The following is a 21,543-nucleotide window of genomic DNA, read 5'->3' on the forward strand; positions in this document are numbered from 1 at the left end:
ATCGACCTGCCCGGTGCGGCCGTCGCGATCCAGGTCAGCGGCTCCTTCGGGTCCCGGCAGGAGGAGGCCCAGCGGCTGGGCCGGCTGCTGCGGCCCAAGGCCGACGGCAAGACGGCTCGCTTCTACACGATCGTCAGCCGGGACACCGTCGACGCCGACTTCGCGCAGAACCGGCAGCGGTTCCTCGCCGAGCAGGGCTACGCCTACCGGATCATCGACGCGGGAGACCTGACCGCCGAGGCGACCTGACCCGACGTGCCGGGTTGGTCCGACGAGCATCAGTGAGACCGGGGACGGTGGGTATGTCCCCGGGCTCCACGGTCGGCGTCAGGCCAGGGTGCTGGTGTCGATCACGAAGCGGTAGCGCACGTCCGAGGCGAGGACGCGCTCGTAGGCCTCGTTGACCCGGTCGGCGGCGATCACCTCGACCTCCGAGGCGATGCCGTGCTCGGCGCAGAAGTCGAGCATCTCCTGCGTCTGCGCGATCCCGCCGATCATCGAGCCGGCGAACGAGCGGCGGTTCGTCAGCAGCGAGAAGACGTTGACGTCGAGCGGCTCGGGGGGAGCGCCGACGTTGACCAGGGCGCCGTTGACGGCGAGCAGGCCGAGGTGGGCGCTGACGTCGATCTTCGCGCTGACCGTGTTGATGATCAGGTCGAACGAGTCGGCGAGCGCCTCGAACGTGTCGGGGTCGCTGGTCGCGAAGTAGTGGTCGGCACCCAGGCGGAGGCCGTCCTCCTGCTTCTTCAGCGACTGCGACAGCACGGTGACCTCGGCGCCCATGGCGTGGGCGATCTGGACGGCCATGTGGCCGAGGCCGCCGAGGCCGACGACGGCGACCTTCTTGCCGGGGCCGGCCTGCCAGTGCTTGAGGGGCGAGTACGTCGTGATGCCGGCGCACAGCAGCGGGGTCGCCGCAGCGGCGTCGAGGCTCTCGGGGACCGAGAGGACGTAGTCGGCGTCGACGACGACGTGGGTCGAGTACCCGCCCTGGGTGGTCGTGCCGTCGCGGTCGGTGGCGGCGTAGGTCCCGACCATGCCCTCGCGGCAGTACTGCTCGTCGCCGGCGCGGCAGTTGTCGCACTCGCCGCACGAGCTGACCATGCAGCCGACGCCGACGCGGTCGCCGACCCGGTGGCGCGACACGGCGGACCCGACCTCGGTGACGGTGCCGACGATCTCGTGGCCCGGGACGAGCGGGAAGGGCTGAGGACCCCAGTCGCCGTTGACGGTGTGGATGTCGGAGAGGCAGATGCCGGCGTACTCGATCGCGATGAGCACGTCGTGGGTGCCGACCTCGCGACGCTCGATCGTGGTCGGGGCCAGCGGCTGGCCGGCGGCGGGTGCTGCGTAGGCGTTGACGCGCATGGTGGGGCGTTCCGTTCTCGAGGGGATCGGTGGTCGGACCCGGTCCGGGAGGGACCAGGTCAGTCGTGCGTGACGGCCCGGAGCTCGTCGGCGAGCTCCCGTGCCTGTGCCGCGAGCTGCGCGGCCTCAGCGCTGTCGCCGGCCTCGACGGCCCGCCAGTAGGCGATCTTGAGCGCGACGTAGCGCTGGCGCAGGGCCAGTGCCTCCGCCTCGGCCGCCAGCCGGCGCTGCTGCTCCTCGAGCAGCCGCCCCTGGTCGGCGGCCGCGTCGGGGCCGCGCCGGTTGTTGGCCATGTAGAGGCGCATGTCGCTGACCGACATGCCGGTCGCGGCGAGGCACGACACCCACATGAGCTGGTCGAGGTCGGCGTCGTCGTAGACGCGGTGACCGCTGCTCGCGCCACGGCTGATCGGCGCGATGACGCCGATCTGCTCGTAGTAGCGCAGCGTGCTGGCCGGCAGCCCGGTCAGGGCTGCCGCCTCCTTGATGGAGTAGCTGTGGTCGACGGCGTGGGTGGTCACGTCATCGACGCTAGGAACTTCGAGTACTCGAAGTCAAAGGCCGACCGCGTCACACGCTCTCGGTCCGTGGAGTCCCCGGCTAGCCTCGGGCCATGACCCTCCGCGAGCGCCTCGGAGCCGAGCTGTTCCGCAAGGTGGCCGGCCCCCACGGCCAGCAGGCACGCGAGCGCGTGCACGGGACGCCAGGGCCGCGCTGGTTCGAGCCCGACTCCCCCATCGCGCGCGTCCACGGCGACGCGTCGATGTTCGTGGGCGGGATCCGCGCGATCATGCTGCAGTCGCTGCACCCCGCCGCCATGCAGGGCGTGGCCGACCACTCCGGCTACCAGGGCGACATGTGGGGGCGGCTCGCGCAGGTCTCCACCTACCTCGCGATGACGACCTTCGGCACCGAGCGCGACGCCCTGCAGGTCATCCGCGCGGTGCAGCGCGCCCACGATTCGGTCACCGGCACCATGCCCGACGGGACGCCGTACGCCGCCAACGACCCGCACCTCCTCGGCTGGGTGCACGTCGCCGAGATCGACAGCTTCCTCGCCGCCCACGACCGCTACGGGCACCGCCGGCTCATCGGCCCGGAGCGCGACGAGTACGTCGCCCAGACCGGGGTCGCGGCCGCCCACCTCGGCGTGGTCGACCCGCCGCAGACCGAGGACGAGCTGCGCAGGATGCTGTCGGCGTACGGTCCCGAGCTGCGCGGGACGCCCGCGGCGCACGACGCCATCAGGTTCTTGCTGCTGCACCCCGACCTGCCACTGGCGGCCCGTCCGGGCTACCTGTCGCTCGCCACGGCCGCCATCGGCCTGCTGCCGGCAGACGCGCGGCGCGAGCTGCGACTGCCACCTGTCCCGCCGGTGACCAACCGCGTGCTCGGCCAGCTCGGCACCCGCACGATCCGGTGGGCGATGTCGTCGGGCCACGAGCAGGCGCGGGCGCTCCAGCAGGAGACCGCACGGGCATGAGCCTCGCCGACCGCTGGCCCCTGCCCGACCAGCACGACCTGCGCGACGAGCTGCTCGCCGCGTGGGACCGGCCGGGCTACCACGACCTCCTGCACCTCACCGAGGTGCTCGAGCGGCTCGACCGGCTCGCTGTGGCGGGCGCCGACTTCGACGCCACGACCGTCGGCCTGGCCGCGTGGTTCCACGACGCGGTCTACGACGGTGCACCCGACGACGAGGAGCGGTCCGCGCAGTGGGCCGAGCGCGAGCTGCCGCCGGCGTACGCCGACGAGGTGGCGCGACTGGTGCGGATGACCGTGCACCACAGCCCCGCCGACGACGACGCCGCCGGCTGTGCGCTGTCGGACGCCGACCTCGCGATCCTGGCCGCGCCCCGGGAGCGCTACGACACCTATGCCACCGGCGTGCGGGCCGACTTCGCCCACGTCTCCGACGCCGACTTCCGCGCGGGGCGCCGGGCCGTGCTGCAGGAGCTGGCCGCCAAGACGCACCTCTTCCACGCCACGACGTCGCGCGAGCTCTGGGAGTCGGCCGCGCGGGCCAACCTCGAGCGGGAGATCAACGAGCTGGCGTGAGCCGGCGTCGGTTCGGGCTCAGTGGTCGGCGAGCTGGAGGTAGACCGTGAAGCGGTCGTGGCGGTAGCAGGTGCGGGAGACCTCGACGATGCGGCCGTCGGACACCGCGCGGCGAGAGTGGCGCAGCACCGGGTCGCCCTCGGCGATCTCGAGGACGGCCGCCTCCTCCGCGCTCGCGCGGTCGGCACTGATGGAGTCCTCGACCTCGGTCGGGCGGAGACCACGGCTGGCGAGCGCTTCGTAGAGGCTGGTCGGGGTGCCGTGCTGCAGGAAGCCCGGCAGGAGCACCTCGTTGAGGTAGGCGTCCTCGACGCAGACGATCGCCTGGTCGGCACGACGCAGCCGGCGCCAGTGCAGGACCGGGTCGCCGGGCGAGATGTCGAGCGCGCGGGCCACGCCCGGACCCGCCTGCTCGACGCGGGCCAGCAGCGTCTGGGACTCGGGGAGCATGCCGCGGCGACGGATCTCCTCGGTGAAGGAGGTGAGGCGCCCGGCGGTCTTGGGCGGCTGGGCCACGAAGGTGCCGCGGCCGGGGATCCGCTCGAGGAGGCCCTCCGCGACCAGCGCGTCGAGCGCCTGTCGTACGGTCATCCGGGCGACACCGAAGCGGGCCACCAGCTCCCGCTCGGACGGGGCCGCGGCGCCGGGCGGCTGGGACTCGATGAGGCTCCGCACATGCTCGCGGACCTGGACGTGCTTCAGCGCCCGCTGCCGCGGAACGATGAGATCGACCTGGTCCATACCTGACAAGATAGGACTGGGCTGGACCGGCGTCACTAGATTGACCAAGCCTGTGGCAAACCCTTGACGATTCCTTCGAATTTCAAGCATCGAACATCCGTTCGATCCTGGGGTAAACTGCCGGGTGTGGACTTCCAGACGTCGCTCTTCGCGGACGAGGCCGCGGTCGCCACGGCACTCGCGCCCGAGCGTCGTCGGCTCTCCCACGGCGCCTGGGTCGACGTGCAGCGCGACTGGCTCGCCGACCCCGACGACGTCTTCAGGGCGCTCGTCGAGCGGGTGCCGTGGCGCTCGGAGCGGCGCGAGATGTATGACGCCGTGGTCGACGTCCCGCGCCTCGTGCACACCTACCTCGCCGACGACCCGCTGCCCCATCCCGCGCTCACCCGCGCCCGCGCCGAGCTGAGCGAGCACTACCTCCCCGAGCTCGGCGAGCCCTTCGTGAGCGCCGGTTGCTGCTACTACCGCGACGGGCGCGACTCGGTCGCCTGGCACGGCGACACCATCGGTCGTGGCCGCACGTCCGACACCATGGTGGCCATCGTCAGCGTCGGCGATCCACGCCGGCTCCTGCTGCGCCCCCGCGGCGGTGGCGCGTCGATCGCGCTGACCATGGGGCACGGCGACCTCGTGGTGATGGGCGGTTCGTGCCAGCGCACCTGGGAGCACGCCGTGCCCAAGGTCGCCCACTCCGGACCGCGCCTGTCGGTGCAGTTCCGGCCGCTCAACGTCTTCTGAGGCTCACTTCCTCAGCAGGCGCCGCAGCACCGCCAGCCCGACGAGCCCGGCGAGGGCCTGCTTCCAGTAGGACTTCAGGATCACCGGCAGCACGGCGCTGCCGAGGTCGAGGGCCTCGACCGGCGGCGGGGGCGGAGGAGGCGGCGGCGGAGGAGGAGGCGGCGGCGCGGACGCCGTCGCCGAGCCCGATGCGGGCGGCGAGCCGGCGACCGCCTGTGCGGGGGATCCGGGTGCCGACTCACCGCCCGACGGGGCCGCCGGCTCGGGGGCGGCCAGGCGCTGCTCGAGGCAGGCCACGAACTGGCCCAGCAGCTTGTCGGAGACGTCCTGCATCACGCCGCGACCGAACTGCGCCGGCTTGCCCGTGATGGCGAGGTCGGTCTCCACGGAGACGTCGGTCGACCCGGCGGCGTCGGTCATGGTGACGGTGACCTTCGCCCCCGCCGTACCGTTGCCGCGCTTGTCCTTGCCCTTGGCGTCGACGACGAAGCGGTGCGCCGCCTCGTCCTTCTCCACGAATGTCCCGGAGCCGTTGTACTGCAGGGCGATCGGCCCGAGCTTGACCTTGACCGACCCGGCGAACGACGACTCGTCGGCCTCCGTCACCTGGGCGCCCGGGAAGCACTCGGCCACCGAGGCGATGTCGTTGAAGTGCGCCCAGGTCTCCTCGACACCGATCGGGACGGTGAACTGGTGCTTCAGCTCCACGTCCTCAGCCCCCCGCAGCCTTGAGCACGGCCCGGCCGGTGAGCACCCGGGCGAGGTGCTGGCGGTAGTCGGCGGCGCCGTTGAGGTCGGAGGGCGGGTTGGTGCCCTCGGCCGCGAGCTCGGCGGCCTCGCGTACGCCGTCCTCGGTGGCGCTCACTCCCACCAGGGCCGCCTCCGTGGCGCTCGCGCGCAGCGGGGTCGACCCCATGTTGGTCAGTCCCACGCGCGCCTCGTCGATCGAGCCCCTGACGGTCGCCGCGATGGCGACGATCGGCCACTGGTGGGCGACGCGCACGAACTTCTCGTAGTGCGCGCCCCAGCCGGTGTGCTTGGGGATCCGCACCTCGGTGAGGATCTCGTCCTCCCCGATCGCGGTCTCGAAGAGGTCGACGAAGAAGTCGGCGGCCTCGACCGTGCGGCTCCCGCCCGGGCCGGCGATCACGAACTGCGCACCCAGCGCGAGCGCCGGGGCACCGAGGTCGCCCGCGGGGTCGGCGTGCGCCAGGGCCCCGCCGAACGTGCCGCGGTGCCGGATCTGCGAGTCGGCCACCTCGGCGGCGGCCTTCGAGAGCAGCAGCGCGTGCTCGTGGACGAGGGCGTGGTCGCGCACGTCGTGATGCGTGGTCATCGCGCCGATGACGATGGCGTCGCCGTCGTCGCGGATCCCGCGCAGGGAGCTGATGCCGCCGAGGTCGATGACGACCTCGGGGGCGTTGAGCCGCATCCGCAGGACCGGGAGCAGGCTCTGCCCGCCGGCGAGGATCTTGGCGTCGTCGCCGTGCTCGCCGAGCGCGGCCAGGGCCTCCTCCACCGACGACGGCGCGAGGTAGTCGAAATTCACCGGGATCACTGGCCTGCTCCATCCTGGTCGAGCGCACCCTCGTGGCTCTGCTGATTTGCTTCGCCTTCGACGAAGTGCGGCATCGCATCGGGCGGCGTGTCGGTGGCACCGCCGGCCTTCGAGCCCTGGATCGCTCGCCACACCCGCTCCGGGGTGCACGGCATCTGGATGTCGTCGATGCCCAGGTGGCGGATCGCGTCGACGACGGCGTTGACGACCGCCGGGGTCGAGGCGATGGTGCCGGCCTCGCCGACACCCTTCGTGCCGAGCGTGTTGGTGGTGCATACGCTGGGGTCGTCGGTGTGGACGACGTCGAAGGAGATCGTGTCGGCCGAGGTCGGCAGGAGGTAGTCGACGAACGAGCCGCTCACCAGCGTGCCGGCCTCGTCGTGCACCGCCTCCTCCCACAGGGCCTGCGCGATGCCCTGCACCAGCCCGCCGTGCACCTGACCGGCGACGATCAGCGGATTGATGATCGTGCCGATGTCGTCGCAGCAGGTGTACTTCCGCATCTTCACGGCACCGGTCTCGGTGTCGACCTCCATCGCGCACAGGTGGGTGCCGTGGGGGTAGTTGAAGTTCACCGGGTCGTACGTCGCCTCGGCGTCGATGCTCGGCTCCATGTCCTCCGGGTAGTTGTGCGCCGCGAAGGCCGCCGTGGCGAGCTCCTGGATCGCGACCCCCTGGTCGGTGCCCGCGACGGTGAACCGCCCGGCGTCGTACTCGAGGTCGTCCTCGCTCGCCTCCAGCAGGTGGGCGGCCAGGTGCTTGGCCTTGTCGATGACCTTGTCGACCGCGCGGACGAGTGCCTCGCCGCCGACGACCAGTGAGCGCGAGCCGTAGGTGTCCAGGCCCTTGTGCGCGATCTGGGTGTCACCGTGCAGCACCTCGACGTCCTCGAAGGGCACCCCGAGCCGGTCGGCGACGATCTGGCTGAACGCCGTCTCGTGGCCCTGGCCGTGGGCGCTCGCACCGGTCACGATCTCGACCTTGCCGGTGGCCAGCATGCGCACGCTCGCGTGCTCCCAGCCGCCGGCGCCGTAGTCGAGGCTGCCGAGCACCCGGCTGGGCGCCAGGCCGCACATCTCGGTGAAGGTGGAGACACCGATGCCGAGCTGGATCCGGTCGCCCCGCTCGCGGCGCTCCTTCTGCTCGGCGCGCAGCGCGTCGTAGCCGAAGGACGCGGTGGCCTTCGCGGTGGCGGCCTCGTAGTTGCCGGTGTCGTACTCCAGGCCGGCGACGGTCGTGAAGGGGAACTCCTCGTGCTTGATCCAGTTGCGCTCGCGGATCTCGAGGGGGTCCACGCCGACCTCGGCGGCCAGCTCGTCCATGATCCGCTCGATGGCGTACGTCGCCTCGGGTCGGCCGGCGCCGCGGTAGGCGTCGGTGAAGGTGGTGTTGGTCAGCACCGTCTGGCACTCGAAGCGGTAGGCCGGGAACTTGTAGATGGCGTTGAACATGAAGGCACCCAGCACCGGCACGCCGCCGCCGACGACGGCGATGTAGGCGCCCAGGTCGGCGTCGAGGTGCACCTTGAAGCCGGTGACGTTGCCCTCCTTGTCGGCGGCCAGGGTCAGCGTCTGCACCTGGTCGCGGCCGTGGTGGGCCGCCATCAGGCTCTCGCTGCGGGTCTCGGTGTACTTCACCGGCTTGGAGAGCCGGCGGGCCACGGCCCAGGCGATCCACTCCTCGGGGGTGGTCTGCAGCTTGCCTCCGAAACCACCACCGACGTCGGGGGCGATGACCCGGATCTTCGACTCGGGCACGCCGGTGGTGGCCGCCAGGGCGAACCGGAGGATGTGCGGGATCTGGGTCGCCGACCACATGGTGATCTGCTCGCCCGTGGGGTCGACCACGACGCTGCGGGGCTCCATGAAGGCGGGGATGAGCCGCTGCTGGCGGTACTCGCGCTCGATGACGATGCCGTCGGTGCGGGCCTTCTCGATCGCGGCCTCGACATCGCTTCCGGTGCCGGCCTCGGCCGAGTCGAAGACCCACAGCGCGGACTTGTTGGTGCCGAGGTCGGGGTGCGCGAGGACCGTGTCCTCGAGGGCGTTCTTGATGCCGATCACGGCCGGCAGCTCGTCGTACTCCACGTCGACCAGCTCGGCCGCGTCGCGGGCCTCCGCGGCGCTGCGGGCGACGACGACGGCGACGATCTCGCCGGCGAAGGCGACCCGGTCCGCGGGCATCGGCGAGTGGGTGGGCGTCTTCTGGTCCGGCGTGATGGGCCAGGCGTTGATGCACACGCCGAGCTCGTCGCCGAAGTCCTTGCCCGACAGCACCGCGACGACGTTGGGCGAGGCCTTGGCGGCCTCGACGTCGACGGACGTGATGCTCGCGTGGGCGAACGGGCTGCGCACCATGGCGAGGTGGAGCATCCCCGGCAGGGTGATGTTGTCGGTCCAGCGGGTGCGACCGGTGATCAGCCGCTGGTCCTCCTTGCGGCGCCGGTCCCTGCCGATCTCCGCGGCGGGACGGTCCTGGGTGGCGGTCATGCGGGGTCCCCTCGGTGTTGTTCGGCGGCGGAGCGGAGCGGGGGAGGCGAAGAACAGCGTGGGGTGCTCATGCGGTGGCTCCCTCGGCCGCGTGGAGCACGCTCTTGACGATGTTGTGGTAGCCGGTGCAGCGGCAGAGGTTGCCCTCCATGCCGAGCCGCACCTCCTCCTCGGTCGGGTGCGGGTTCTCCCCCAGCAGGTCGACGGCCTGCATGATCATGCCGGGCGTGCAGAAGCCGCACTGGAGCCCGTGGCACTCGCGGAAGGCCTCCTGCACGGGGTGCAGCTCGCCCTCGGCCGTCTCGGCGAGGCCCTCGATCGTGGTCACGGTGCGGCCGTTGGCCTGCACGGCGAGCACGTTGCACGACTTCACGCTGGTGCCGTCGAGGTGGACGGTGCACGCTCCGCAGTTGGAGGTGTCGCAGCCGATCACGGTGCCGGTCTTGCCGAGCTTCTCGCGGAGGTACTGCACGAGCAGCATCCGGGGCTCGACATCGTCGGAGACCGCGGCCCCGTCGACAGTGAGTTCGATCTTGGTCATCAAGCCGCTCCAGTGTGAGGTGGGTCACGTGGGAGCAAATCTAGGTCGCCGTGGTTGGCGAAAGGTAGGTGCGACGCGGGTGGGCTAGCCACCCGCGTCGCCCCGGTCGGCTCAGTAGCGCAGCACCCTCCCCTTCGGCGGTCGGACAGCACGTTCGCGGAGACGAGGAGGCCACGTGTCAGCGGGCAGATGCCAGCTTGCCCTTGAGCAGCGGGGCGACGGGGTGGTGCACCGGGAGGGCGGCGAGGCAGGCCTCCACGACCGCGGTGTCGTAGGGCGCGAGGTCGCTGTAGCGCAGCACCGCATCGGGGTCGGGGTGGGCCAGCAGCGCCTCGCGCACGCTCACCGCGAGGTAGTCGCCCATCTGCACGAGCGCCGGCGAGTCGGTGCCGGGCAGCAGGTCGCCGCCGTAGGCCCGCACCGCCGCGCGCACGTCGCCGCGGCGCAGCAGCCGCTGCACCTCCTCGACGTCGGTCATCACCGGCATGGTCAACCGGTAGGGGCGCGAGGAGAGCTGACCGGCCAGGGCCGCGCGCAGGTGCGACACCTCGGCCTTCAGCGTGGAGGTCGTCACCGCCGAGTCGCCGTAGAGCAGCGAGTGCAGGTGCTCGACCGACAGCCCGCCGGGGTGCAGCGCCAGCAGCGCGAGGATCTCGGTCTGGCGCCGGTTGAGCAGGAGCCGCTGGCCGTCGAGCCACACCTCGGCCGTGCCGAGGAGGGTCAGGGTGAGGCCGGGCTCGACGGGGGCGGCCGCCCCCGCGTGCGCCGTACGACGGTCGGCGGGCAGCGCGCCCTCGATGAGTCGCGCCATCACGCGCGCGGTCGCGAGGCCGATCGGGTGGGTGCGGTCCCAGGTGGTCGAGAGGTCGATGACGCCCAGCGGTCGTCCGGTCACCGGGTCGAAGACGGGCGCGGCCCAGCAGACCCAGTTGTGCACGACCTCGGCGTAGTGCTCGGCGCTGAAGACCATCGACGGCGCGCCCGTGCGGCCGGCGATGGCCAGGGCGTTGGTGCCGACGCTCTTCTCGTCCCACCGCCCTCCGGGCACGAAGTTGACCGTCTCGGCCTTGCGGCGCATCACGCGTCCGCCGTAGGTCCACAGGATCCGGGTCTGCTCGTCGGTGATCGCGATGACCAGGTCGCCGTCCTCGGCGGTGCGGCGCAGCTCGTCCTGCACCCGCGAGACGGCCGCCTGCAGGGGCGAGGCGTTCCAGAACTCGGCGGTGTCTCCCTCGTCGTCCAGCGGGGCCTGGGTCATCGCGGGCGAGACGACGCCCGAGAGCTGCCAGCTGCGCAGGATCTCCGGCCGGACGGCCTCGGCCTCCTCGTCGCCGTCGGCGACGAACTGCGTCCAGGCGCGCACGGCACTGAGGCGTCGGGCGTGCAGGTCATCGGTGCTCATCGCGGCTCCCACTGGTCGCGGCAAACCTAGCCCGAGTGTGACGCTCACAACAGGTGGTCCAGCACAAGGCCTCAGTCGTCGTGGTGGATCCGGCCCTCGGTGGACGCCAGACGCTCGCCCGACCCGCCCCACTGGCGGGCCACGATCTCGGCGGCGATGGAGACGGCCGTCTCCTCGGGCGTGCGGGCGCCGAGGTCGAGGCCGATCGGCGAGGACAGCAGGGCCAGCTCGTCGGCGCTCAGGCCGGCCTCGACCAGGCGCTGCATCCGCTCCTCGTGGGTGCGCCGGGAGCCCATCGCGCCGATGTAGCCGGGGCGTACGTCGTCGTCGAGCCGCAGCGCGACCTCGAGGAGCGGCACGTCGAACTTGGGGTCGTGCGTCAGCACCGCCAGCACGGTGCGCCGGTCGATGCGCCCGGCCTCCATCTCGGCGGTGAGGTAGCGGTGCGGCCAGTCGACGACGACCTCGTCTGCCCCGGGGAAGCGCGAGTTCGTCGCGAAGACGGGGCGGGCGTCGCACACAGTGACGTGGTAGCCGAGGAAGGAACCGACCTTCGCCACGGCAGCAGCGAAGTCGATCGCCCCGAACACCAGCATCCGCGGCTTGGGCGCGAAGCCCCAGACGAACACGCGCATCCCCTCGCCGCGGCGCTCGCCGTCGGGGCCGTAGGTGAGCGTGGCGTTGGTGCCGGCGGCGAGCAGCCCGAGCGCGTCGTCGTGGACGGCCGCGTCGGCGCGCGGCGAGCCGAGGCTGCCCTCGGCCGGCACATCGGGTCGCACGACCATGCGACGGCCGATCCACGTCGCGTTCGGGTGGTCGATGACGGTCGCCAGGGCGACCGGCCGGCCGGCCTCGATGTCGGCGGCGACCTGCCCCAGCTGCGGGAAGGTCGTGCGGGAGACCTGCTCGACGAACACGTCGAGGATGCCGCCGCAGGTCAGGCCGACGGCGAAGGCGTCGTCGTCGGAGACGCCGTAGCGCTCGAGCACCGGCTCCCCCGACGCGACCACGGACTGGGCGAGCTCGTAGACCGCGCCCTCGACGCAGCCTCCGGAGACCGAGCCGACCGCGGTCTCGTCGGGTCCGACCAGCATCGAGGCACCGGCCGGGCGCGGCGCGGACCGGAAGGTGGCCACCACGGTGCCCATGCCGATCGTCTCGCCGGACTCCCACCACTGCATCAGCTCGGGCAGCACGTCACGCACGCGCGATCACCTCCGTCAGGTCGGCGAACGTCGCCAGCGAGTGCCCCGCGAGGAAGTCGTCGCAGTGCGGCAGGGCCGCCACGACGCCGCCCTGGAGGGGCTGGTAGCCCTGCTTCCCGCGGTGCGGGTTGACCCAGATGACGCGGTGCGCGATCCGCCGCAGGCGAGCCATCTGCTCACCCAGCAGCTCGGCGTCGCCGCGCTCCCAGCCGTCGCTGAAGACGACCACGACGGCGCCGCGCGCCAGGCCGCGCTGGCCCCAGCGGTCCATGAACACCCGCAGGTTCTCCCCCAGCCGGGTGCCGCCGGACCAGTCGGGCACCACCTCGCCGGCGGCGACGATGGCCCGGTCGGCGTCGGGCGAGCGGAGCGCGCGGGTGACGTGGGTCAGCCGGGTGCCGACCGTGAAGGTCTCGACCGTGGCGCCCGTGGTCCGCGCCGACTGGGTGAGGCGGTGGGCGAGGCGCAGGAGCGCGTCGGCGTACAGGCTCATCGAGCCGCTGACGTCGACGAGCAGGACCACCCGGCGCGGGCGGGTGCCGCGGCGGCGCCAGGCGATCTCGCCGGGCTCGCCGAGGTGGCGCAGGGAGTTGCGCAGCGTGCGGGAGGCGTCCACCTGGCCCCGGTGCCACCTCCGGTGCCGGGCCGTACGACGACTGGGCGGGCGCAGCGTGAGCCGGGCGAACATCCCGGCGAGGCGCCTCTTCTCGGCCGTGTCGAGCGTGGCCACGTCGCGGTGCCTGAGGACCTCCGCGGCCGAGGCGGCTGCCCGGACCACGTCCTCGTCCTCGTCGCCGGCACCGCTGCTGCCGGTCTCGGTGTCGGGCAGCAGGTGCGCGGTGGCCGGGCGCGGGGTCGCGCGGGGCCGCACGCCCGGCAGCCCGTCGCGCGCGTCGAACCACGCCGCGAAGACCTGGTCGTAGCGGGCCAGGTCGTCGGGCGAGCCGCAGAGGGTGGCCCGACCGGCCCAGTAGGTCGCCTGCCGGTCGCCGACCCCCACCTCGGCCACCGCGCCCAGGAAGCCCTGGGAGCGGTCCTGGGTGACGGCGACCCCGGACGCCCGGAGGGCGCGGGCGAAGCCGAGCAGGATCTCGTCGGCCTCGTGCTGCGTGGCGCTCACGGTGGGACTCATTTCGACAGCATCCGGTCCAGGGCCGCCTTCACCCGGTCGGCGTCCTCGCGGTACTTCAGGAGCGCGCCGAGCGTCGCCGCGGCCGAGGCCAGGTCGAGCTCGGAGGAGCCGAGGTGGGTGAGCGCACGCGCCCAGTCGAGGGTCTCCGCGACCCCGGGCGGCTTGAGCAGGTCGTCGCGGGCACGCAGCTGCTGGACGAGCCCGACCACCTGACGGGCCAGCGTCTCGCTGACCTCGGGCGCCCGCGAGCGGACGATCTCCACCTCGCGCTCGAGGCCCGGGTGGTCGATCCAGTGGTAGAGGCAGCGCCGCTTCAGCGCGTCGTGCAGCTCGCGCGTGCGGTTGGACGTCAGCACCACGAGAGGCGGCTCCGGCGCGGTGACCGTGCCGAACTCGGGGATGGTCACCTGCCAGGTGGAGAGCACCTCGAGCAGGAACGCCTCGAACTCGTCGTCGGCGCGGTCCACCTCGTCGACGAGCAGCACCGCCGGTGCCTGGCGCAGCGCGGCGAGCACCGGTCGCGACAGCAGGAACCGCTCGTCGTAGAGGCTCTTCTCGGCCTCGTCGGAGTCGACGTCGCCGGAGGCCTCGAGGGCGCGGAGGTGGAGGATCTGGCGCGGGAAGTCCCAGTCGTAGAGCGCCTGGCTGGCGTCGATCCCCTCGTAGCACTGGAGCCGCACGAGCGGCAGGTCCAGGCTCTGCGCGAGGGCCTCGGCGAGGGCGGTCTTGCCCGTGCCGGGCTCCCCCTCCAGCAGCAGCGGCCGCTGCATCCGCGAGGCCAGGAACACGACCGTGGCCAGCTCCTCGTCGGCGAGGTAGCCGGTGGCGCCCAGCCGGGCGCCCACGTCAGCGACAGAGTCCATGCCGTCAGGCTACGACCCGGCACGTTGGCCGGACGTTGGGGCCACCGCCGCCCCTCATCGCGAGTCGACGTCGACGCCGGTGGCCAGGTCGCCGCACTCGACCAGCGCGACCTCGCGGGGGGCGAGGTAGTCACGGGCGCCGCGGTCGCCCGTGGCCGTCTCGACGACGCCCGCCCAGTGGTCACGCCCGATCAGCACCGGGTGTCCCGGCACTCCGTCGTACGCCGCCCGCGCGAGGACGTCGGGCCCGGTGGCCGCAGCGACGACCCGGGCGACCACGGCCGCGTCGACGTCCGGGAGGTCGACCAGCGTGACGAGCGCCGCGTCGTAGGCGGACCACGGCAGGGCAGAGAGGCCGGTGCGCAGCGAGGCCCCCATGCCCTCGGCCCAGTCGTCGGCCCGGACGCGAGCGACCGACATCGGCAGCAGGGCCGCCGCCTGCTCCGCCTCGGCGCCGAGCACGACGACGATCTCCGCGCACGGGCGCAGGGACTGCACCGAGCGGAGCAGCCACGAGGTGCCGTCGGGGTCGCGCGCCAGTGCCTTGGGGCCGCCGAAGCGTGCGCCGGCCCCGGCGGCCAGCAACAGCCCGACGACCGACGTCACTGGGCGAAGGCCGCGTCGTAGAGCGCCTGGAGCTCCGGGCTCTCCTCGGCCGTGAAGCCGCACAGCGTCACGCGATCGCCCGAGGCGCTGACGAGGTAGGACCTGCCCTGCTGGAAGTCGACGGCCATCAGCAGCTCCTGGAGGTCCTTGCTCGGCGAGGTCACCGTGACCGTCGCGGCCTCGTCGCCGACGTACCACTGGTCCACCGCCAGCGTGGCCGTGCCGTCGTCGAGCGAGGTCACGGTGCCGGCGAAGGCGGTGTCGAAGGTGGCGAGCGTCTCCGCCGATGGGACCGCGCACTTGCCGGCCGTCGCGCCGTCGGCCGTGAGGGCGAGCGTGCCCGAGGCGGTGCTCGAGGCGGCGCTCGAGTCGTCACTCGCGGAGCTGCTCGGCGTGCTGGTGTCGTCGGCGGAGCCGGCGCCCTCGTCGGCGCCGCAGGCGGCCAGTCCGGCCAGCGCGACGAGCGCCACGACCGTCGTACGGAGTCGGCTCATGACGACCATCCCTTCGTGCGGAGGGCGGAGCGTCCGGCCCTCTCACCTGGTCGGACGGTCCGTGCTCGTGGGCGGTTCCGGGTCGCCCTCACCGGGTCGTCGCCTCCGTGCGGTCCTCGCTCTCCTCCTCGTCGATGCGGCGCTTGATGCGCCCCATCCCGGGGACCTTGGCGAGCATGTCGTTGAGCTCCCGAGCGACCGTGAGGAGGTCGTGGACGTCGGGTGCGACAGAGCCGAGCGTGCCCAGGATCGGCAGCACGTCGTTCTCCATCCGCGCCGTCAGCTCGGGGAGCTGGTCGACGAGCCCGACCAGCGCCTTCACCTCGTCGGGGTGGGTGGTGTCGGCCAGCGTCTCCAGCGTGGGCTGGAGGGTGACCAGCGAGGGGGCGAGGGCGTCGACCAGCTCGGTGACCCGGGCCACCTGGACCTCGGCGCGGTCGACCACGGCGCTCGTACGCGCGACGACGGCTGCGGCGTCCTCGGAGATGGTCCGGACCCGCGCGACCGCCGACGTCGCGCCGTCCAGGAGCTCCTCGGCCCGGTCGAGCAGCGCGAGCGCCCGCGGGACGGCGCCCAGCAGCGCCTCCACCTGCTCACCACCTCGCTCGAAGGCGGAGATCACGTCGCGAGGGCCGGGCACGGGGAGGCGCATGCCCCATTGATACCAGTGCCCCCCGACCGCGCCACCTGGCCGCCTACCTGGCCGCCTACCTGGCCGCGGCGACGGACTCGTCGGTGCCGGCCAGCTTCTGCGAGAGCCAGATCGGGATGACGGACAGCACGATCAGGGCGGCCGCGACGACGTTGACGACCGGGGCCTGGTTGGGGCGGAAGAGGTTCTGGTAGATCCAGATCGGCAGGGTCTGCACCCCGGAGCCGGCGGTGAACGTCGTCACGATGATCTCGTCGAACGACAGCGCGAAGGAGAGCAGGGCCCCCGCCAGCAGGGCCGAGCGCATCATCGGCAGCGTCACGGACCAGAACGTCCGGAAGGTGCCCGCGCCGAGGTCCATCGACGCCTCCTCGAGGTTGCCGCCGAGCCGGCGCAGGCGCGCGATCGCGTTGTTGAACACCGTCACCATGCAGAAGGTCGCGTGCGAGACGACCAGTGAGAAGAAGCCCAGCTCGATGCCGAAGATCGTCAAGAACGCGTTGGCGAGCGCAATGCCGGTGACCACGCCCGGCAGCGCGATCGGCAGGATGACGAGCAACGAGACGGTGTCGCGGCCGAAGAAGCGGAAACGCTGGAGCGCGAGGGCCGCCATCGTGCCCAGCACCAGGGCGATCGCCGTGGCCACCACGGCCACCTCGAGCGAGACCACGATCGCGTTGCGCGCGCCGGGGTTCTCGACGGCCGCCGCCCACCAGCGCGTGGTGTAGCCCGTCGGCGGCCACTCGAAGGTGCGCGAGGTGTTGAAGGAGTTGAGCAGCACGAGCGCGAGCGGCGCGTAGATGAAGAGCAGCACGAGGCCGCTGAGCAGGAGGAGCACGGTCCTCGTCGTCCGGGAGAAGCTCATAGCGAGTCGAGGGCTCCCGTCCGGCGTACGGCGGTGAGGTAGACCAGCATCGCGACGACCGGGATCGTCGCGACGGCCGCCGCGAACGGCATGTTGTTGCCGGTCAGGAAGGAGTCGTAGACGACGTTGCCGAGCATCTGGTTGGCGCCGCCGACGATCTTCACCGCGATGTAGTCGCCGAGTGTCAGCGAGAAGGTGAAGATCGACCCGGCGACGGCGGCCGGGAGCAGCACGGGCAGCACCACGCGGCGCATCGTGGTGCGCGTCGTCGCGCCCAGGTCCGCCGACGCCTCGATGAGCGAGCTCGGCAGCCGCTCCAGCCCGGCGTACATCGGCAGGATCATGTAGGGCAGCCACAGGTAGGACAGCGTGACCACGGTGGCGACCAGGCCGTAGCCGGGCGACGCGCCGACCGAGTCCAGCGGTCCGTCGTTGGCGAGCATGCCGCGCCAGGCGTAGGCCTTCACCAGGTAGGACGCCCAGAGGGGCGTGAGGACGGCGATCACCAGCAGCCGCTGGCGCCGGGGCGAGGCGACCTTGGCCATGTAGAGCGCGATCGGGAACGCCAGCAGGGCGTCGATGACGGTGACCGACGCGGCGGTCAGCAGGGTGCGGATCGTGATCGTGCGGTAGACGTCGAGCGTGAACAGGTCACGGTAGTTGTCGAGGTTCCAGACCCGCTCGATGTTGCCGCCGAAGGCATCGACGGTCCACAGCGAGGTGACGAACAGCGCCGCCAGGGAGCCGAGGTAGAGCACCCCGAGCCACAGCATCGGCGGGCCCAGCAGCAGCCCGAGCCGGAGCCGCGGGTGGCGGTGGAGCACCCCGGCACCCGAGGTGGCCCCACCTCCCCCCGGCGGACGCTGGCGCGCCATGGATCAGCCCTTGATCTCGGTCCAGGCCCGCGTCCAGTCCTGGTACGTCGTGCAGGTGACGTCGGTGCGCCCGTCCAGGCACTGCTCGATGGGCGTCGTCCAGTAGTGGATCTGCTCCGCGTAGGCCTCGTCACCCGCGTGGTAGGAGTCGCAGAAGCCCTTGCTCGTCAGGTCGCACGCCGTGGCGTTTGCGGGCGCCTCCCCGAACCACTCGGCGACGGCCGCGTTGGCCTCGGGGCTGATGATGTGGTTCATCCAGGCGTAGGCGCAGTTGGGGTGCTCGGTCTTCGACGACACCATCCAGGTGTCCGACCACCCGGTGGCGCCCTCCTCCGGGAGGATCGCCTCGACCGGCGCCTTCTCGCCCTGGGCGAGGTTGACGATCACCTGCCACGTCGTGCCCACCACGGAGTCACCGGTCTTGAAGGACTGGATCTCCTTGAGGTAGTCCGACCAGTACTCCCCGACGTGCTCGCGCTGCTGCTTCAGCAGGTCGACCGCGGCGGCGAGCTGGTCCTCGTCGAGGGCGTAGGGGTCCTCGATGCCCAGGTCGGGCTCGGTCTTCATGAGGTAGAGCGCGGCGTCGGCGATGTAGATCGGGGAGTCGTAGGCGGTCACCTTGCCCGAGTACGCCGACGCGTCGTCGAAGACCGCGCTCCAGCTGGTGGGGGCCGGAGTGACGTCGTCGGTGTTGTACATGAGCAGGTTGGCGCCGTAGCCGTGCGGGACGCCGTACATCTGGCCGTCCACCGAGTTCCAGGCCCGGTCCTTGAGGAAGGGCCACACGTCGGCGTAGTTGTCGATGAGGTCGGTGTTCACCGGCGCCACGTCGCCTCCCGCGACCAGCCGCAGCGAGGCGTCGCCGGAGGCGGACACCACGTCGTACTGGCCGGACTTCATCAGGTTGACGGCCTCGTCCGAGGTGCCGAAGTACTTCACCTCGACCTGGCAGCCGGTCTCCTCCTCGAAGGGCGTCACCCAGTCAACGGCCGGGTCGGTCGACCCGTCCTCGGCATAGCCGGGCCACGCGAGCACCTTCAGGCTCCCCTCGTTGTCGCCCAGCGCGTCGGCCATCGGGACGTCCGGAGCGGTGAAGCCGCCCTGCTCCTCCGAGCCGGAGGCCGCACCGTCTCCTCCGTCGCCCGACGAGGTCCCGCACCCGCTCAGCGCGAGGGCCAGCACCGCCGCGGTCGCGGCGAGCATCCTGGTCTGCTTCATGGCGTCTCCTTACTCATGGGATGGGTCCGAGAGGTCGATCACGTGCTCGTCGGCCCAGCCGACGGTGACCTGCTGGCCACGACGGCTCATGGCCTGGCCGGTGCTGCCGTGCAGGTTCTGCCGCAGCACCGTGAGGGTGGGTCCGGCGTCGAGGTCCACGAGGTAGTGGTTGACCGAGCCGAGGTAGACCACGTCGGCGACCGTGCCCCGAGCGGTCGTGTGCCCGGTCTCGACCTCGGAGTCGAGGTGGATCTTCTCCGGCCGGATGCTGAAGGTGCCCGTACGCCCGACCACGGCGCGGGCGGCCTCGTCGGTCAGCAGGTTCGAGGTGCCCACGAAGCCTGCCACGAACGGCGTCGCAGGGTTCTCGTAGAGCTCTGCTGGAGACGCCACCTGCTCGATCTGGCCGTCACGGAACACGGCGATCCGGTCGCTCATGGTCAGCGCCTCCTCCTGGTCGTGCGTCACGAAGACGAACGTGATGCCGACCTCGCGCTGGAGCTGCTTGAGCTCGAGCTGCATGGCGCGGCGCAGCTTGAGGTCGAGTGCGCCCAGGGGCTCGTCGAGCAGCAGCACCTTGGGACGGTTGACCAGCGCACGTGCCAGTGCCACGCGCTGGCGCTGGCCGCCGGAGAGCTGGGTGGGCCGACGGTCGGAGAGCAGGCCGAGCTGGACCGACTCGAGCGCCGCCATGGCCCGTTCCCGCCGCTGCTTCCGGGGCACCTTCTTCACCCTGAGGCCGTACTCGACGTTGGCGAGCACGTCCATGTGCGGGAACAGCGCGTAGTCCTGGAAGACGGTGTTCACGTCGCGGGCGAAAGGAGGACGCGTCGTGACGTCGTCCCCGCCGAGCCGCACCGAGCCCGAGGTCGGCTGCTCGAAGCCCGCCACCATCCGCAGCACCGTCGTCTTGCCGGAGCCGCTCGGGCCCAGCATGGAGAAGAACTCCCCGTCCTCGATCCGCAGGTCGATGCCGTCGACGGCCGTGACCTCACCGAACGACTTGCTCAGACCCACCAGCTCGACGGCCGCTGTGCTCATGCAGGCCCCTCCTCCGGCGCGGACGACGGAATTGCGTATGCGAGCACACAGTAGGACGTGGATACCGCGGGTGAACATGGAGACAAGGTCACGAAATGGCAGCAGGGCCCCCGCCGGAGCGGGGGCCCTGCTGGTGGTGCGGTGGAGCCGGGAGGGGGGTGGACTCAGAAGTCCATGCCGCCCATGCCGCCCATGCCGCCGTCGCCGCCACACATGGCCGGATCCTTCTCGGGCTTGTCGGCGATGACGGCCTCGGTGGTGAGGAACAGCGCGGCGATCGACGCGGCGTTCTGCAGCGCCGAGCGGGTGACCTTGGCCGGGTCGATGATGCCTTCGGCGATCATGTCGACGTAGTCACCGGTCGCGGCGTTGAGGCCGTGGCCCGCGGGGAGGTTGCGCACCTTCTCGGACACGACGCCACCCTCGAGACCGGCGTTGATCGCGATCTGCTTGAGCGGGGCCTCGATCGCCACGCGGACGATGTTGGCGCCCGTGGCCTGGTCGCCCGTGAGGTCGAGCTTGGCGAACGCCTCGGTGCCGGCCTGGACGAGCGCGACGCCGCCACCGGCGACGATGCCCTCCTCGACCGCAGCCTTGGCGTTGCGGACTGCGTCCTCGATGCGGTGCTTGCGCTCCTTGAGCTCGACCTCGGTGGCCGCGCCGACCTTGATGACGGCCACGCCGCCGGCGAGCTTGGCGAGGCGCTCCTGGAGCTTCTCGCGGTCGTAGTCGGAGTCGGACTTCTCGATCTCGGCACGGATCTGGTTGACCCGGCCCTCGATCTGGGCCTGGTCGCCGGCGCCCTCGACGATGGTGGTCTCGTCCTTGGTGATGACGACCTTGCGGGCCTGGCCGAGCAACTCCAGGCCGGCCGACTCGAGCTTGAGGCCGACCTCCTCGGAGATGACCTGTCCGCCGGTCAGGATCGCGATGTCCTGCAGCATGGCCTTGCGGCGGTCACCGAAGCCCGGCGCCTTGACGGCGACGGAGCGGAAGGTGCCCTTGATCTTGTTGACGACCAGGGTCGACAGCGCCTCGCCGTCGACGTCCTCGGCGATGATCAGCAGCGGCTTGCCGGACTGCATGACCTTCTCCAGGAGCGGCAGCAGGTCCTTGACCGTCGACACCTTGGAGTTGGCGATGAGGACGTAGGGGTCCTCCAGCACGGCCTCCATGCGCTCGAGGTCGGTGGCGAAGTAGGCCGAGATGTAGCCCTTGTCGAACCGCATGCCCTCGGTCAGCTCGAGGTCCAGCCCGAAGGTGTTGGACTCCTCGACGGTGATGACGCCTTCCTTGCCGACCTTGTCCATCGCCTCGGCGATGATCTCGCCGACGGTGGTGTCAGCGGCGGAGATCGACGCGGTGGACGCGATCTGCTCCTTGGTCTCGACGTCCTTCGCCATCACGAGCAGCTGCTCGGAGACGGCGGAGACGGCCGCCTCGATGCCCCGCTTGAGGTCCATCGGGTTGGCGCCGGCCGCGACGTTGCGCAGGCCCTCGCGCACCATGGCCTGGGCCAGGACGGTGGCCGTCGTCGTGCCGTCACCGGCGACGTCGTCGGTCTTCTTGGCGACCTCCTTGACGAGCTCGGCACCGATCTTCTCGTAGGGGTCCTCGAGCTCGATCTCCTTGGCGATGCTGACACCGTCGTTGGTGATCGTGGGGGCTCCCCACTTCTTCTCCAGGACGACGTTGCG

At 71.7% G+C, this 21,543-nt stretch carries 22 protein-coding genes and 1 pseudogene; 4 read left to right on the forward strand and 19 right to left on the reverse strand.

Going from position 1 to position 21,543, the window contains the following annotated elements; translation table 11 throughout:
• Positions 1-249 (forward strand): annotated as a pseudogene (locus JWN97_RS02950) (helicase); the annotation flags it as partial.
• Between the two features lie 78 nt (positions 250-327).
• On the opposite strand, the gene JWN97_RS02955 reads toward JWN97_RS02950, so the two are convergent.
• Entirely contained in the window at positions 328-1,368 is a 1,041-nt protein-coding gene (locus JWN97_RS02955) for an NAD(P)-dependent alcohol dehydrogenase (RefSeq protein WP_297617964.1), read from the reverse strand.
• A gap of 59 nt (positions 1,369-1,427) precedes the next feature.
• Positions 1,428-1,889, reverse strand: a complete 462-nt coding sequence (locus tag JWN97_RS02960; protein WP_297617967.1) for a MerR family transcriptional regulator — start codon at positions 1,887-1,889, stop codon at positions 1,428-1,430.
• 92 nt (positions 1,890-1,981) lie between these two features.
• Here JWN97_RS02960 and JWN97_RS02965 point away from each other — a divergent pair, with 92 nt between their 5' ends.
• On the forward strand, positions 1,982-2,851 hold the full coding sequence (locus JWN97_RS02965) for an oxygenase MpaB family protein (protein ID WP_297617970.1): 870 nt from the start codon (positions 1,982-1,984) through the stop codon (positions 2,849-2,851).
• The gene (locus JWN97_RS02970) at positions 2,848-3,426 is read left to right on the forward strand and encodes a hypothetical protein (protein WP_297617972.1); all 579 of its coding nucleotides are present in this window, start codon (positions 2,848-2,850) and stop codon (positions 3,424-3,426) included. The genes JWN97_RS02965 and JWN97_RS02970 overlap by 4 nt, the downstream gene beginning before the upstream one ends.
• A gap of 18 nt (positions 3,427-3,444) precedes the next feature.
• On the opposite strand, the gene JWN97_RS02975 is transcribed toward JWN97_RS02970, so the two are convergent.
• The gene (locus JWN97_RS02975; RefSeq protein WP_297617985.1) at positions 3,445-4,167 is read right to left on the reverse strand and encodes a GntR family transcriptional regulator; all 723 of its coding nucleotides are present in this window, start codon (positions 4,165-4,167) and stop codon (positions 3,445-3,447) included.
• Between the two features lie 126 nt (positions 4,168-4,293).
• On the opposite strand from JWN97_RS02975, the gene JWN97_RS02980 reads away from it, so the two are divergent.
• A complete protein-coding gene (locus tag JWN97_RS02980; RefSeq protein WP_297617988.1) occupies positions 4,294-4,905 on the forward strand; it encodes an alpha-ketoglutarate-dependent dioxygenase AlkB in 612 nt (203 codons plus the stop codon).
• Positions 4,906-4,908: 3 nt separating this feature from the next.
• On the opposite strand, the gene JWN97_RS02985 is transcribed toward JWN97_RS02980, so the two are convergent.
• From JWN97_RS02985 to groL, 16 genes are all read right to left on the reverse strand, one after another.
• A complete protein-coding gene (locus tag JWN97_RS02985) occupies positions 4,909-5,613 on the reverse strand; it encodes an SRPBCC family protein (protein ID WP_297617991.1) in 705 nt (234 codons plus the stop codon).
• Between the two features lie 4 nt (positions 5,614-5,617).
• Positions 5,618-6,463, reverse strand: coding sequence for a xanthine dehydrogenase family protein subunit M (locus tag JWN97_RS02990; protein WP_297617994.1), 846 nt, complete (start codon positions 6,461-6,463; stop codon positions 5,618-5,620).
• A complete protein-coding gene (locus JWN97_RS02995) occupies positions 6,460-8,952 on the reverse strand; it encodes a xanthine dehydrogenase family protein molybdopterin-binding subunit (protein WP_297617997.1) in 2,493 nt (830 codons plus the stop codon). The genes JWN97_RS02990 and JWN97_RS02995 overlap by 4 nt, the downstream gene beginning before the upstream one ends.
• Before the next feature lie 67 nt (positions 8,953-9,019).
• Positions 9,020-9,493, reverse strand: coding sequence for a (2Fe-2S)-binding protein (locus JWN97_RS03000; protein ID WP_297618000.1), 474 nt, complete (start codon positions 9,491-9,493; stop codon positions 9,020-9,022).
• 178 nt (positions 9,494-9,671) lie between these two features.
• On the reverse strand, positions 9,672-10,895 hold the full coding sequence (locus tag JWN97_RS03005; RefSeq protein ID WP_297618002.1) for a transcriptional regulator: 1,224 nt from the start codon (positions 10,893-10,895) through the stop codon (positions 9,672-9,674).
• 71 nt (positions 10,896-10,966) lie between these two features.
• Positions 10,967-12,100 carry an XdhC/CoxI family protein gene (locus tag JWN97_RS03010; protein ID WP_297618004.1) on the reverse strand — a complete coding sequence of 378 codons (1,134 nt, stop codon included), beginning with the start codon at positions 12,098-12,100 and terminating at the stop codon, positions 10,967-10,969.
• Positions 12,093-13,232 (reverse strand): VWA domain-containing protein, encoded by a 1,140-nt coding sequence (locus tag JWN97_RS03015; RefSeq protein WP_297618006.1) that lies wholly within the window; start codon positions 13,230-13,232, stop codon positions 12,093-12,095. The genes JWN97_RS03010 and JWN97_RS03015 overlap by 8 nt, the downstream gene beginning before the upstream one ends.
• The gene (locus JWN97_RS03020; RefSeq protein ID WP_297618008.1) at positions 13,229-14,095 is read right to left on the reverse strand and encodes a MoxR family ATPase; all 867 of its coding nucleotides are present in this window, start codon (positions 14,093-14,095) and stop codon (positions 13,229-13,231) included. Before JWN97_RS03020 ends, JWN97_RS03015 begins: the two co-directional genes overlap by 4 nt.
• 54 nt (positions 14,096-14,149) lie before the next feature.
• Entirely contained in the window at positions 14,150-14,701 is a 552-nt protein-coding gene (locus JWN97_RS03025) for an NTP transferase domain-containing protein (RefSeq protein ID WP_297618010.1), read from the reverse strand.
• Positions 14,698-15,195, reverse strand: coding sequence for a hypothetical protein (locus JWN97_RS03030; protein ID WP_297618025.1), 498 nt, complete (start codon positions 15,193-15,195; stop codon positions 14,698-14,700). The genes JWN97_RS03025 and JWN97_RS03030 overlap by 4 nt, the downstream gene beginning before the upstream one ends.
• A gap of 88 nt (positions 15,196-15,283) precedes the next feature.
• Complete coding sequence (locus tag JWN97_RS03035; protein ID WP_297618028.1) at positions 15,284-15,847, reverse strand: hypothetical protein; 564 nt, start codon at positions 15,845-15,847, stop codon at positions 15,284-15,286.
• 55 nt (positions 15,848-15,902) lie between these two features.
• Positions 15,903-16,712, reverse strand: a complete 810-nt coding sequence (locus tag JWN97_RS03040) for an ABC transporter permease (RefSeq protein WP_297618031.1) — start codon at positions 16,710-16,712, stop codon at positions 15,903-15,905.
• Positions 16,709-17,587 (reverse strand): ABC transporter permease, encoded by an 879-nt coding sequence (locus JWN97_RS03045; RefSeq protein WP_297618034.1) that lies wholly within the window; start codon positions 17,585-17,587, stop codon positions 16,709-16,711. The genes JWN97_RS03040 and JWN97_RS03045 overlap by 4 nt, the downstream gene beginning before the upstream one ends.
• A 3-nt stretch (positions 17,588-17,590) precedes the next feature.
• A complete protein-coding gene (locus tag JWN97_RS03050; RefSeq protein WP_297618036.1) occupies positions 17,591-18,805 on the reverse strand; it encodes an ABC transporter substrate-binding protein in 1,215 nt (404 codons plus the stop codon).
• A gap of 9 nt (positions 18,806-18,814) precedes the next feature.
• Entirely contained in the window at positions 18,815-19,846 is a 1,032-nt protein-coding gene (locus JWN97_RS03055; RefSeq protein ID WP_297618038.1) for an ABC transporter ATP-binding protein, read from the reverse strand.
• Between the two features lie 164 nt (positions 19,847-20,010).
• A partial coding sequence (gene groL / locus JWN97_RS03060) for a chaperonin GroEL (RefSeq protein WP_297618052.1) occupies positions 20,011-21,543 on the reverse strand: 1,533 nt, incomplete at its 5' end.

It is taken from the genome of Nocardioides sp. (assembly GCF_025965415.1).
In the GTDB taxonomy this organism is placed as follows: domain Bacteria; phylum Actinomycetota; class Actinomycetes; order Propionibacteriales; family Nocardioidaceae; genus Nocardioides.